Source organism: Paenibacillus sp. 01T47, from assembly GCF_056398245.1.
The window spans coordinates 566,947-580,350 of sequence record NZ_JBFTPA010000003.1 but is presented as its reverse complement, the minus strand read 5'-3'; the positions used below and the strand labels follow the sequence as shown (position 1 = coordinate 580,350).

At 41.4% G+C, this 13,404-nt stretch carries 15 protein-coding genes, 1 pseudogene and 1 other annotated feature; all 16 genes and pseudogenes read right to left on the bottom strand.

Going from position 1 to position 13,404, the window contains the following annotated elements; all coding sequences use genetic code 11:
* Positions 1-458: 458 nt before the first annotated feature.
* On the bottom strand, positions 459-818 hold the full coding sequence (locus AC1DOV_RS09980; protein WP_441875980.1) for a hypothetical protein: 360 nt from the start codon (positions 816-818) through the stop codon (positions 459-461).
* A 56-nt stretch (positions 819-874) separates the two neighbouring features.
* Positions 875-1,024, bottom strand: a complete 150-nt coding sequence (locus AC1DOV_RS09975) for a hypothetical protein (RefSeq protein ID WP_477549804.1) — start codon at positions 1,022-1,024, stop codon at positions 875-877.
* A gap of 95 nt (positions 1,025-1,119) precedes the next feature.
* Positions 1,120-1,368 carry a hypothetical protein gene (locus AC1DOV_RS09970; protein ID WP_441875974.1) on the bottom strand — a complete coding sequence of 83 codons (249 nt, stop codon included), beginning with the start codon at positions 1,366-1,368 and terminating at the stop codon, positions 1,120-1,122.
* A gap of 139 nt (positions 1,369-1,507) precedes the next feature.
* The gene (locus AC1DOV_RS09965; protein WP_441875971.1) at positions 1,508-2,035 is read right to left on the bottom strand and encodes a hypothetical protein; all 528 of its coding nucleotides are present in this window, start codon (positions 2,033-2,035) and stop codon (positions 1,508-1,510) included.
* 516 nt (positions 2,036-2,551) lie between these two features.
* Positions 2,552-4,045, bottom strand: coding sequence for a glycoside hydrolase family 32 protein (locus AC1DOV_RS09960; protein WP_477549803.1), 1,494 nt, complete (start codon positions 4,043-4,045; stop codon positions 2,552-2,554).
* 215 nt (positions 4,046-4,260) lie between these two features.
* Positions 4,261-5,274 (bottom strand): S66 family peptidase, encoded by a 1,014-nt coding sequence (locus tag AC1DOV_RS09955; RefSeq protein WP_477549812.1) that lies wholly within the window; start codon positions 5,272-5,274, stop codon positions 4,261-4,263.
* A 2-nt stretch (positions 5,275-5,276) separates the two neighbouring features.
* Entirely contained in the window at positions 5,277-6,323 is a 1,047-nt protein-coding gene (locus tag AC1DOV_RS09950) for a hypothetical protein (RefSeq protein ID WP_477549802.1), read from the bottom strand.
* A gap of 41 nt (positions 6,324-6,364) precedes the next feature.
* Positions 6,365-7,279, bottom strand: a complete 915-nt coding sequence (locus tag AC1DOV_RS09945; protein WP_477549801.1) for an NAD-dependent epimerase/dehydratase family protein — start codon at positions 7,277-7,279, stop codon at positions 6,365-6,367.
* Between the two features lie 53 nt (positions 7,280-7,332).
* A complete protein-coding gene (locus AC1DOV_RS09940) occupies positions 7,333-8,196 on the bottom strand; it encodes a MerR family transcriptional regulator (RefSeq protein ID WP_477511700.1) in 864 nt (287 codons plus the stop codon).
* Between the two features lie 5 nt (positions 8,197-8,201).
* Positions 8,202-9,119: a phosphotransferase family protein gene (locus AC1DOV_RS09935; protein WP_477511699.1), complete on the bottom strand. Its 918-nt coding sequence runs from the start codon at positions 9,117-9,119 to the stop codon at positions 8,202-8,204.
* A gap of 215 nt (positions 9,120-9,334) precedes the next feature.
* Positions 9,335-9,721: a VOC family protein gene (locus AC1DOV_RS09930; RefSeq protein ID WP_477511698.1), complete on the bottom strand. Its 387-nt coding sequence runs from the start codon at positions 9,719-9,721 to the stop codon at positions 9,335-9,337.
* A 63-nt stretch (positions 9,722-9,784) separates the two neighbouring features.
* Positions 9,785-10,249: an NUDIX domain-containing protein gene (locus AC1DOV_RS09925; protein ID WP_477511697.1), complete on the bottom strand. Its 465-nt coding sequence runs from the start codon at positions 10,247-10,249 to the stop codon at positions 9,785-9,787.
* Positions 10,250-10,253: 4 nt separating this feature from the next.
* On the bottom strand, positions 10,254-11,900 hold the full coding sequence (gene metG, locus AC1DOV_RS09920; protein WP_477511707.1) for a methionine--tRNA ligase: 1,647 nt from the start codon (positions 11,898-11,900) through the stop codon (positions 10,254-10,256).
* Positions 11,901-11,942: 42 nt separating this feature from the next.
* Positions 11,943-12,204 (bottom strand) — a binding site (T-box leader).
* A 93-nt stretch (positions 12,205-12,297) separates the two neighbouring features.
* The gene (locus AC1DOV_RS09915; protein WP_477549800.1) at positions 12,298-12,936 is read right to left on the bottom strand and encodes a hypothetical protein; all 639 of its coding nucleotides are present in this window, start codon (positions 12,934-12,936) and stop codon (positions 12,298-12,300) included.
* Positions 12,930-13,058 carry a hypothetical protein gene (locus tag AC1DOV_RS09910; protein WP_477549799.1) on the bottom strand — a complete coding sequence of 43 codons (129 nt, stop codon included), beginning with the start codon at positions 13,056-13,058 and terminating at the stop codon, positions 12,930-12,932. Before AC1DOV_RS09910 ends, AC1DOV_RS09915 begins: the two co-directional genes overlap by 7 nt.
* Positions 13,051-13,389: pseudogene (locus tag AC1DOV_RS09905) on the bottom strand (sigma-70 family RNA polymerase sigma factor); the annotation flags it as partial. The pseudogene AC1DOV_RS09905 and the gene AC1DOV_RS09910, both read right to left, overlap by 8 nt.
* Between the last annotated feature and the right edge of the window lie 15 nt (positions 13,390-13,404).

The following is a 13,404-nucleotide window of genomic DNA, read 5'->3' as shown; positions in this document are numbered from 1 at the left end:
ACCAGAAGTTCTCGCCAGACCTAAGCCAAATATAAGTGTACTGGTAAACGCAGTCGACGATATAAGAAACAGCGGGTTTCGGCGGGATGAATGCGGGAGGAGGTGACTGCGGCGGTTGTCTCATGGGTCCTATATTTCGCATTTGAACCCTAACATCACTCCTAGCGGAAGATATTCATGATATTACATGAAAGTGTATCTTATACTATGTAGGTGAATAACCACTTGACTATACGCATGCCTAGTCATAACCATTTTGCACGGTCAACCGCTGCAATTTCTGTCCTGAAGCTTAAACTCCAGGGAATAGCTGTTATTATGTGTACGATTTCCATTTCTCAGGGTACTTAAAAATTTCTCAAACTATTGGCTGAACTCTCCTGCCCGTTAGCTTAATAAGAAAAGCAGGCCACCGTAGCGCCTGCTCATCATGTGTGTTATTCAACTATCGTTTCCCGTTAGTTTAATAATGAATCTTCACATAACTCTAATGCGTCATAAAAGGCTGCATAATCTAATGTTAATCTTCTATCGAAGGGTTCAAGCTTCAATTCTTTCCATTCATAAATCGTGTCTTGTAAATCGTAACCTGTTAACTCAATATAATTATTTGTTTTTAATAACCCCGTTATTTGTTCCTCTGCTTCCATTGCTTCAAAGGTTTCTTGTGGGCTGCCAAATGTACCTAACTCCCCAACCAGAGAACTGTGTTTAACTAGATACAAATAATCCATTTTGTAAACTGGTATTATTTTTGAAATTACAAGATTAATTCTTTGTCTAAAAATAAAACCATCAGCACCATATTTATCTTCCAAATCAAGATATACATGTATAGAAGGACAGTAGTTATCATGTATTTTAATATTTTTGATTACTTTGATGTGGTGTAATTTTCTGGTAACTCAAGTTTTTGTTTGCAAACTTCTTTATACCAGGAATCTAACTCTCTCTTTAAGTATAGTTTTTCAAATAAGATTTGAAATTGCGGATATTCTTCAATAAATCGAGTTCCATGCATCATTCATACCTCCTGTTCAAATTCTCCATACATGAAGTATTCGCGAAGTGATTTAAACTAACTTGCCCGTTAGTTCATGAAGAATCGTAAGCCTTTCTCTATTCCTTTACTTCAACTAACCCTTCATCATCACCAATGATTTCAAGTACTGACTTTTCAAATGCTTTCAATATTGAATTATTTAGCCTCCATTCTAAGTCTTCTTTACTCTCACCACTAAGTACATTTTTACCCCAAATCCATGAAGTAGGTATGTCATTCTCATAATAAACTTCACATACTTCATATGAAACCAAGCCATTTTCCCAATCCTTTTTTAAAATTCTATAATTCCAATATTTATTCATCTTCGTTCTCCTTCAAGGATAATTTCAATAAAACGCCTCTTTAACTAAACTGCCCGTTAGTTGAACAAAAGGCTGCCAATCGGCAGCCTTTTCAGTATTGAACTATCGTTCCCGTTAGCTCAATTAAATTTAGGATTTATTAACCCCATTGATAAAACTCTAGAATAAATACCTTACCATCAATAACAAAATAAAACTGCTCCCAATCAAATTCATTTTTTTCTTCTACTTCCGTCTCCAACCTGTATACCTTTAGTTCTTTCCCATCAATAAGCTGGTCAATTAGATCAATTAGCTTGTTGCTAACTGAGTTTGATCCTTTATCAAATTCAGCGGGTATCTCAGGAAGTTCTTGACCATCATCATCGTAATAAGCAACTCGAACCTGAAAATTTTGCATGCGATAAAGGGAAAAGAACCAATATGCACTTACATCGAAAAGAGTTTCCTTCCAGTCTTCGACGTCACGTAAGGGTAGGAATATAACGTCATCATGGTTTTTTAGATTGCTTCTCTTATTATACTGTATAACTATTTGCATCAAAGGCACACCACTTTCGAGCTCACAAAACACGTATTCATGACCATAAGAGGCTCCAAAATGAGTATTGATTGTACCTAGCCCTTCTAAATATCCACTAATTTTATAAAAAATTTTGTTATCCATCCTTATATCAACCTCTGCTTTTCGATCACTACTTTCTGAATTATAACACTTGCCAGGTATTAGCGTAATCTGCCAGTTAGCGTAATGAAGCACCCCAAGTCTAAAGCTTTATTTTCTCAATCTAATACTTTATTTTCTGTGGACAATTAACGCTAAAGCATGATTTTTAAGGTGTCTTTAGCTGCTTTTCTCGAAATAACGATTCTAGAGTTCGTTACAATGTTAATCCATTCTGATTGGTTTAGATAAGAGTTTCTAGGTTCGTAAGCCGTGTATTGGATAAGGGGAGCTCATCGTTTTGCCTAAATTCCATCAAAATAAAGTAGGGCTGTCCCAGGCGTAGATAAATCTACGCTTGGAACAGCCCTTTGGAGGATTGCAGGCAAAATCACGAACCCACTGTCTGAAACGTGTCTACCAAATCTTTTAATCAAAGTGTGAAATCCATCAACAACTCGTCACGCGCAACAACGTCCAATCCTCAGACAATTACGGTATCAACATTATCAACATTCATTACCAAATCGAGCGCAGCTGCCAAGCATTTACGGTTTGAAGAAGCGCGTCTCCGCCGCGAGCAAAGAAAGAGATACCTATATCTTCTGGTCTCGGATAAACCCGATTGGTCATGGCGACTCTGCCCTCACCTGCAAACAATTCAATAGAGGAGCGATCAAGAAACAGTCTTAGCTGCAAACGCCAGTCTGAAGACAGCTGAAGCGGCGCCTCACTAATTCCGCCATCGCCTTCACCGCCGAGATTACGATCCATATAAATCTTTTGTTCGCTTATGGAATAGCTGATTTCTGTATAGGCAGTCCCATCCTCGGAGCTGCGTACACGAATACCTACTGTTGTTGCTTCCGTTCCAGCCAGATCAAATACAATATCCATTTCAAGAGAGTCTCCACGGACGCCGTCTATTTTGACAAATTCGTTGCTTGATAGAGCTAGATCAGACACCGAAACCTGTTGTCCACGCAGCACGGAAAGCTCCGGCACTGGATTGCTTCTTACCGTACCATCCGCTGCTAACGTCAGTTCGCGCGGCAGTGTCATTCCGCCAAGCCAGCCATGCGCTTGCTCTGGCATCTTAGCTCCCCATATGTTCATCCATGCGATCATAATTCTTCTGCCTTGATCATCAAGCAGCGTTTGCGGCGCATAAAAGTCAAAGCCATAATCGATTTGTCCCATCTGCTGCTTCTCAAAGCGGCAGCTTGCGTAATCGAACGTCCCTGACAAATACAGGTTTTTGATAGGTGCAATATTCATCGGGGAGATGAGCAGCGTATGCTGATTGCCTTCTCCAAGCGGGAATAGATCTGGACATTCCCACATATCACCCATCGTACCATCACTCTGCGTCGCAGCACCTTGATATTCCCAGCTGAGCAGATCGCTCGACGTATAAATTAACCCTTTGCCAAGTCCGTCTTTGCCGTAACCAACGACCATATGCCATTTATCTTCATGCTTCCACACCTTCGGGTCACGGAACCCGAACCGCTGCGCGTCAGGTGAATCACCGATCACCGGATTAGCAGCATACTTGTGGAACGTCACACCGTCGGTGCTTGTTGCTAAAGCTTGAACCTCTTCCGGTGTTTTGCCATCAACATGCCCCGTATAAATTAACGTTAAAACCCCATTGTTATCTACTGCGCTTCCTGACCAACAGCCCTGTCCGCCAAACTCTGCTTTGTCATAATCCTCGGAGGGTGCTATCGCAACCGGCAGATGCTCCCAGTGAACTAAATCCTTGCTCCTAGCGTGTCCCCAGTGCATCGGACCTTGCTTCGATTGATAGGGGTCATGCTGATAAAACAAATGATAATGTCCTTCAAAATAAATCATGCCGTTCGGGTCATTCATCCAGCCTGCTGGCGGCATCATATGATAATGAAGCCGATATGTTGTATCAATCGTTTTCACATTTTCTTGAAGCGCTTTATTCGCATTTGCAATATAACGTTGATGAAGGTCTTGTTTGCTTGTCGTATTTTCCAACCTGATCACCCATCCTTGCTTGTGAATTTTCATCACGCCAATTGAGCATGTGTAAACGCTTAATTTTTTATACCAATCCGTCCTCCCGATCGCAAATAGCTCCAGACCATTGCTTTCGAAAGACGGACTCACCTCTGCTGTAAATACTGCTGCTACGTTCTCTTAATTCTAGGATCAGCACTATATTGCAAATAGTATTCTTTTGACCTTTGCCACTATTTAAAATACTGCTTGACTATACCTTTACCCTCATCAACTTCCACTTCGGCATAAGCACCGTTTATGAGTGTAATTTGTGGAGGGACATGCCCGCAATCCAGATCATAAATGATCGGAATTTGAAGCTCTTCTGCGAGCTCTTGATATACATCTTCAACAGTATAACCATCTACAGGTTGATTTGCTGGACTCCGTCCGAACAAAATGCATGGGCTTTGCTCAAACCAGCCTGCCAGCTTCATTTGAACCAGTGATCTTCGTAAATCTACGGTCGATAACTCACAGTTTTCGAGGTACCACAAAATAGGCTCACCATCAATAAACTGCTCTCGAAAAGCGGATACATCACCATAAGGTGTGCCGACTAAATGTCTGATCACATCAATACAGCCTCCAAGTATACGCCCCTCGGTCTTCACTTGTTGGTTGGAGGTCGATTTCCAGTATGTAGGCTCGTTCAAATGAAATACATAAGGGGTTGGATTATCGTGCTGCCATTCTTTTTGATAGTTGTTAGACGAGTATTGAATGATAACTTCTCCCGCCTTAGTTGATAAAACCGGTTGCCACATGGCTGTCGTCTCATCCGAATATTCGCCTCTTAGATCAAATAAATTAGCACCATGTGCAGTCGCTATGCCTGTCTTTAACGTAGTAGCAAACAGCAGCACGCTTATATCTGAATAGCCCATTATCCATTTATCATTTAAGCGGTTGAAATCAATATATTCAAGCATCTCAATCAACAGCTCACCTCCCCATGGAGGAATGACGATATCAATGTGATCGCTGCTCATCATTTCATTAAACTCGTCCGCACGTTTTTTGGCAGGCGATGATTTGGCTTTATTTTGCGTCCAAACTGTCTCCCCGCAAATGATTGAATATCCTTTCGTCTCCATACGACTGCAAGCCAGCTTAAACGAATCATGCATAGAAGCAGAAACCCCATGCGATGGTGCCGTTACGCCTATCGTTGCTCCTTCTTCAAACCTCGGATATTTGATCATCATTATCCCCCAGCATAAATGTCTTTTAACATAGAAAAAGCGTCATTCTCTACTGTCATTAGCTCTTTAACGATGGTTATACATTGCTCTTTTTGATTCACTTCGCTCTCTCGCGGCTCTTGATACGGATACATCTCTTTCAGCTTATTAGATCGAGAGACAACTTGTCTATACGTATGGATTAACTCGTTAAAGCTTTGTCCTCCCACGCCGGATAATTTTCCACTTAACTCCATTAGAAACAGCACGGCATGACTCCTAGCTTCGCACAAAATTTCGATAAATAAACTGAAATAATATTTATCCATCGTTTCCCTCTCGAGTGCGTCAAGCCACCGTTCGTAAGCTTTTGCACCAACGAGATACGTTTTATCCTGCCACCGATAATCGCCATCCTCATTTAAACGAATAACATAATCAAGCGCTTCTATAAAAGCGGTTCGTTCGTCTACTGCTTGAATAGGAACAACCGAATGCAAAGAAATGAGGCCGCATGCCTTGTTTTTTTGTTCGGATTTCTCTCCATTCTTTACACAGTTTATACAAGGACAGCGGCTTAGACCTAAGAAACTCCAAGGTATTGCATCTTCGCTGTGCTCATACCCTGTATGCCAATTATATGTATAATAACCGTGATCATCATGGGCGTACACGACAGATGTCTGGTTTTGAATATCAATATTTTTAGAAAAAACGGGATGATTGGCACGTAAGGCGCACTTTGCTTTCTCCCACGCTTCCGCTTGCAGACGTTTAAAGTCTTCTCCTTCCGCATAAGCATGCAACCCACTAACCTCTAATCCAATATTGCGAACAAGCCGAAAAACCTCCGGCTCAGGCGGTCCCCCGTTAGGTTCAACTAGTCTTTCATCAATGACATGTAAGAAAGCAAGACCCGTCATGCCATAAATCCATGCTGCCGATAGAGGCATTTGATAAAAGTCAGCCGTAGATTTAATGGCACCGATTAAAGAACTGTCCAGTCCACTAAATTTGTAATGATCAATTTTCACCAGTGTGTTAGCACTCCATTGATTATTTTCATCCATAAGTGTACCTCCATCTCTTCATGGTCACACCTGCAAAACCTCTACACTACAGTAGATTCCAATGTTTTTGCTATAGATTCCTCTAAGGGTGTAGCCGTGAAGCCAAACCTCTCTGAAAATAGACTGCTATCAATAATAAAATCATTTTCGAACTGGTACAGCATTTCGATGCTTTCTCGAGCTGCCGGTATAAACAATCCCCCAATTCGAAGCATCGCTTTCCCCATGGTTTGAAGGTTTGCAGGGAATCCAGCAAGTCGATAAGCTGTTTCAACAAATTCTCTTGTTGTAACCGTAGCATCGTTCGGAACATGCCACGCGCGGCCATATGCATCTTCATGTTGACTTAACACAACGAGCGCTTTACCAAAATCATCGATAAACGTATACGTATGCTTCTTATCCGGGTTTCCCATTACCGTGCAAGCTTTGCCTTTCACTATCGGCTTGAACAACCGTGAACCAACAGAAGAATGGTGAACATTCGGTCCAAAAAAATCCGCTCCCCGCCCCATCGTCACCTGCAGCATTCCCTCTTGATAGAGCTGCAGCAGTCGACTAGACATGTCTGCGCGTACTTTCCCCTTCTTAGTCACAGCTGTGTACGGTAATCCTTCATGCATGCTCCCATTAACCTGCCCATACATATATACATTTTCGGCAACGACCAGCTTCGCTCCTGCAGCTATAGCTCCCGAAATGATATGCTCCTGAAAAGGCAAAAACAACTCATGCCACTTCTGATATGGCGGCTGCGCACACTGAAAGACAACCTTTGCATGTTTCATTATGGCCTTTGTCTCATCCTCATTCATTACGTTCGCTTGCTTTACACTCACCCCTGAAGGCACAGTCGCTTTCCCGCTCAAACTAACCATTTTGACAGGTTCTCCAAGAGCAACAAGCTCCCTCATGACGGCCATACCCAGCGGACCCGTTCCGAAAATCACATTCATATTGTTTTTTCCTCCCCATTTGACGAATAAAAACAATATAAACCCTATAGTAACTATAGGGTCAACGCTTTTCGAACAGAAACTTGAAGCTCTACAATAAACTCCTCCGGCTTCATCATTTGAGCCATATCAACCAAATACAGCTCAATTGACGGACCCGCTTCGATGTAGTTATGCTTCTCCATCCACGACAGCAGCTTGCTGTAAATTCGTTTGCACGATTCGGCGTTCGGAATTCCGCAATAAAGAGCTGTAATATAATCGCCTTCAGGGATAATTCGGCTATATTCATTTGGAGCGTGAGCACCAGTAGAGTCGGTAGAAATGCAAAATTCCAAATCGGAATCCTCACGATCAAATGTCAAAATATTTTCATGGTAAATCGTCATCAATTGCTTCGGAATTAATCCGTTTGCTTCCGCCTGCTGGAATAATCGTGTAAACTTAACAACCGACGCTTCCATCCCACACGCTGATCTGCTGCGATCAGATAGGATAAGCCGCTCCGGCAAATGTTTTAATTCCACTAACACATCAAGGTTTTTAAGCTCATCGCCTAAATCCAGCAAATAATTGATTTGTTCCGATCTCTTTCCTATTAATTGTACAAGCTGCTCTAATTGTTCTATTTCAGTAATCGTGTTCCTTCGTTTTAATTCAAGCTTCTCTACTAAACTGCTTAAGCTTCCCTCTTTTAAAGCTGCTTTTATTTCATCAAGCGAAAATTGCAATGTTTTCATGTCTTGGACGATTTTAATATAAAGAAGTTCATAATTGGAATAATACCGATAACCAGTGGATTTATCCGTATGGCTAGGTATGACCAAACCGATCTTGTCGTAAAAGCGCAGTGTTTGAACAGCGATATTACATATCTTTGCCGCTTGGCCTATAGAGTAAAATTGATCGTTGCTCATCGAAACTATTCCCCTTTGAGAGTCTCGCCTGTTAATAAATCTATCTGCTGCAAAATGGGTTCAGCTAATTCAAGTTGTTTCGTTGCAAACTCCAAATCACCATGCCCTGCGAGAGCAAAATCCAGATTGCCCAAGGTAGACATCAGTATGCGTGCAGAAACTGCAAAACCAAATGCCTTTTTGTCAGAAACAATATCAGAATGATTCAGCATACATGTGAAAGTTGGCTCTTGTGTTCCACCAAATAAAACAAGATTGCCAACATAGGAGGACAAATCCCAGTAGTGGGGCATTAATGATATGTCCTCAAAATCCATCCATAACCAACCCTCCGGGCTCGGTATCAGGTTACCTGCATGGGCATCTCCATGACTGGGTACTAACAAGTCTAGCTCCTCCCGCATCTTCTCGTCCCATTTATGAAATTTCTGCAATAAAGCTTGTATTCGTTCATCGGGGTTAAGTCTTAATCTTTGTGCTGATTGACAAGTGCGCTCCCAAACACCAAGCATAGGAACCTCACCTTCAAAGTCTTTTATTGCCTTAGAAAGTTTGTTAATAAGATCAACTGCTTCCTTCGGCGATGGAGGTTGCAAGGCTACAGGAGGGACATAAGCCCACAGCGTCAGCCATGTATCTGCCACGTTATGAGGACCCGCATCAACAAGGCTAGTTGGCAGCAGCACAGGGACATTCTTGGAATGAAGGTAACGCGCTACAAGCAGCTCTCGATCCTGTATCTTGTATGCATTCTCTCCATCTGCTTCAGAGAGGACAATTGCTATTCTTGCCACAATGGGATAAGGAGCTAGATGAATAATTAAATTCCCACCCTCACTAAGCACATGAGGCGTAATATCCGTTAACCCCCATTCATTGGCCAGTAATAATAATGATGAGATAAGCTCGTTTTTATTAGGCATTGCAGCAGCTCCTTAACAAGGTTATACATTTATTTTAGCTTCACTGCTGGATCGCTCAAAGGTAAAAAACGTTTCATAGTCAACTCTAGGCAAAAACTGTCCAAACTATTTCTCAACGCTTCAACTTTATCTCATACTTCGATTAATGACATGCTTTATGCCATTATTCAAATCAAGGCTTTTAAGTTCGAGCACATCGACTTAAAAAATAATGCTTATCCGCCAAAAGCAATACGATAACCGTTATTGTCGACAATGGTAAGCTCACTCCATCCATCTGACCAATGCGGTCCTTGCACAATCTTCACTTCTTTTGAGATAAACAACTTATGTAATTGTCTTAGTCCCTCTGGATTCGTATAGCAGAAAGCATCAAAATAAAGTCCGCCTTCTACTGACGAATTGGGCCGAATATCACTTTTCAATTTAGCTTCGTGCAAAATAAAGGTCACATCGCCGTAGTTCATATGAATATGTCCGCCAATATTTTCTGAAGTAAATCCGATATTTTCATAAAAATGGATGGAATCGTGTATATCGGCTACTAGAAAAACCAATGATGGTCCTTTCAATTGAACCAAGTTTGCACTATTATTTCCCACTCTTAACAGCTCCTAAAATTTATAATTTATCCTAACTAATGTATCAAAAAGAAAATTCAATCATCACCCTCGCAAAATATCGGTTTTATGATTTAATAGATCCCTAAAAAGCTGCTTCTGCACGCTGCTAATGCATTCAATATCGATATCCTCCAATTTCGTAAAAACCAACTGCAGCGACTCATTATTGCTATCCGTATGCAGTAGATTCTTACCATCCTCAGCTAATTTACCTGTTAAATCTACCGCCACGTTGAAGATAAACATGACGAATACAACTTCATTGCCATCTGGATATCGATACTGCATATTGGGACCAGTGTAAATGGAATACAAATCATATTCATTTACTTGCAGCCCCGTTTCCTCCAGCACCTCTCTTATCATTGTTTCTTCAATTTTCTCTCCCGCTTCCATTCCGCCGCCAGGCAGACCCCAATCTCCGTAGTCTGATCTTCTCTGTAATAATATTCTTCCAGCTTCATCTTTAATAATGGCTCCGCCAGTGACGATAATTCTCTTATTCATAGGCTCACTCCCTTTTGGATTGAATCTTTAGCGCATTTGTTTCTTCCTCAATGCAACCAACGTCAATACGCTCAAACAACAGCTCTAAACCTTGAATTTTTTGGTTAGCAGCTACACTAATGAGCTCCCAGCTAGGCTCAGGAAGAGTCAGAAACCTTCTTATTTTCTCGCATGAGAAAGGAATAAACGGGCTCAACAATTGAGACAGATTCGCTATAATTTGCACGCAAGTGTTTATAGTAAAAGCACAAGCCTCTCGATTTTCTTTAATCTGAATCCATGGCTTTTGTTCATCAAAATATTTGTTTGCTCTGCGAATAGTAGCAAAAATTAACTCAATCGCTTCCTTTAGTCGTCCTTCTTCAATGCATGCACCTGACTCAACATATAAAGAAGCAATGGCTTTCATCCATTCCGCGTTCTGCTTGCTTTCAGGAACGTTTCCTTCAAAAGATTTATTTATAAACGCTAGCGTACGATTGACTAGATTGCCAAATGCACCAAGCAATTCTCCATTGTGACTATAAATAAATTCTCGCCAAGAGAAATCAGTATCCCGTTTCTCTGGACCGTTTGCGATCAGAAAATAACGAATAGAGTCTGGCTCATAGCGCTTCAAAATGTCCGGCACCCAAACCGCCCAATTATTGCTTGTCGAAAACTTTTTCCCTTCCAGCGTCATGTATTCACAAGAGATGATTCGATCAGGCAAATGATATTCCTCGGCACCAATCAGTACTGCCGGCCATATTAGTGTATGAAAAGGGATATTGTCTTTACCGTGTACATAATAAGCGGTTATTTCCTCATTTCCGTCCTTCCAGAAAGCCTCCCAGCTGCCGCCTGTTTCTGCAGCCCATTGCTTGCTTGCCGATAAATATCCGCTCACTGCTTCAATCCAGACGTAAATTTTTTTATCCTCGAACCCTGCAACCGGAACCTCCACGCCCCAATCTAAGTCCCTTGTCGCCGCTCGATCTTGAAGCCCCTCTGCAAGATATCTTTGCGTTAATTGTACTGCATTTTCTTTCCAACCTTTTGTTTTTTTTGCATACTTAGTCAATTCAGCTTGGAAGGAAGAGAGTGCAAGATAATAATGTTCCGTTGGCCGCTCAATTGGAGGATTCCCGCAAAGCTTGCATGTCTTGTCTGTCAGGTCGGCTGGGTCAAGCAAGGTTGAACAAAAATCACATTGATCGCCTCTCGCACGGTTACTGCAAACAGGGCAAATCCCTTCAACATATCGATCCGGCAAAAATCGTTGATCTGTTTCACAATACGTTTGTTGGATTGTTTTTTTATATAAATGTCCTTTTTCTAAAAGTGCCAAAAATAACTGTTGAACGACTTGGTGATGAAATGGCTGGTCTGTTCGAGTATACAAATCATACGTAAACCCAAGCTGTTTAAAACATTCGGCAAATTCCTGATGAAATCGATCTGCAATATCTCCTGGAGAAACACCCTCCTGAATCGCTTGCACCGCAACAGGCGTACCGTGGCAGTCACTTCCAGATACGTACAACACCTTATTTCCTTTTGCGCGGTAATAACGTGCCAACACATCCCCTGGCAATACACTCGCCAATCTTCCCAAATGCAATGAACCGTTCGCATAGGGCCAAGCACCGCCAATAAACACATTTGTCATCATAACTCCTCCTTTTTTTGACAAACAAAAAAGCCCTCATCCCAAAGGGACGAGAGCTGTGCTCACGCGGTACCACCCAATTTTATTAATGCCTCGCGACATTAACCTCTTCAGGTACGATGCTTATGCATGTATACCCTAGCACAGTAACGGGTGCGGGTTCCGGCGCAGCCTACAACCATATGAGGTTTCGATGCGCAGCTCAGAGACCATATTCCCAAAGTTATTCTTTACCCCTTTTCAGCAACCGGGACTCTCTGTAAAAAGACATCGCCTTGGTACTCTTTCTCATCATAGCTTTTGTTAGAATATTCAATTTATTGGAATTATACTCAATATGATATTTCAAGTCAAGGTGATTATGTTACTGCCCACATCTCCTTATTCCTAACTCGCTTTATTGTATCTCCATCAAACTATCCGCGATTGCACATACCCACATTTTCGAAACCTCAAATGCCCTTACCTCATATTGGATGTTAATTCCGTTATCATCCGTTACCCAAATTAATTGATGCTGCTTCCCATCCGATAAGTATACGCCTTCCTTTTCACCAACAAAAATGGTCTCAATGAGATGATCGTTGATGTCGGGAACATGAATTCTGTTCTTGGTTGTCGTCAAAATATGCAGTTCGAATTCAATGCCTTCTTTCTCGTATACGAACGCAGTCCCAACTATTCGGTCAGATTTTTTTAAATCTCTCACGATTACATTTTCACCCGTATATTCTGCTTCTTCAACCATTTCGGCTAGTTCAATCTCAGTCAGTGAATCAAACCCATACATCACATAACTAGCTTTCAACTCTGCGACCAGAGGTGTTTTGAATACATATGGTTTTATTTTTTCTCGAAGCTCGTCTATTCCTTCATGCCATATTTCTTTTTCATAATTGGTTTGATTGCTTATTATTTTATGTGGATTATCGTGAACGATGTATATCGCTTTACCCGTTCCCGGTTTCAATGAATTAATAATCTGATCAAAAGGATTATCCATATTTAGCGTATCAACCGTAACTTTAGCTAACATCTCACCTTTTTTTTAACGAGCATGATTTCTTCAAGCACCTTTTGCTTCAATCCCGCTCGCGGATGAATATGATTTGCCTTTTCCATCAACATGCGTTTCAACTCATCTGCACTATTAAACATGGATATCTCTCCTCCTCTTATTCCTTAGTTGTTTTAATGCGTAGTGTAGTCTGGATTTCACCGTTCCGACTGGAATTCGAACGATTTCTGCAACCACTTCCTGTGTTAAATCATTTAAATAGTGCAGCACTACCACTTGCTTCAGCTTATACGAAAGACAATCCATATCATCCAATATCCTGTGGCTGGACAGCTTTTCTATCACAGAGTCAGAAAAATCATTTTCGAGTGTTTGTGAGTAGTTATTAAGCTCATGTGCATGATTGCGAAATTGCCTCCACTTTTTTCGTTTGTAGGCTTGATGTTGTCTAATTGTGATACCGTAAAGCCAAGGCTGAAAGGTCTC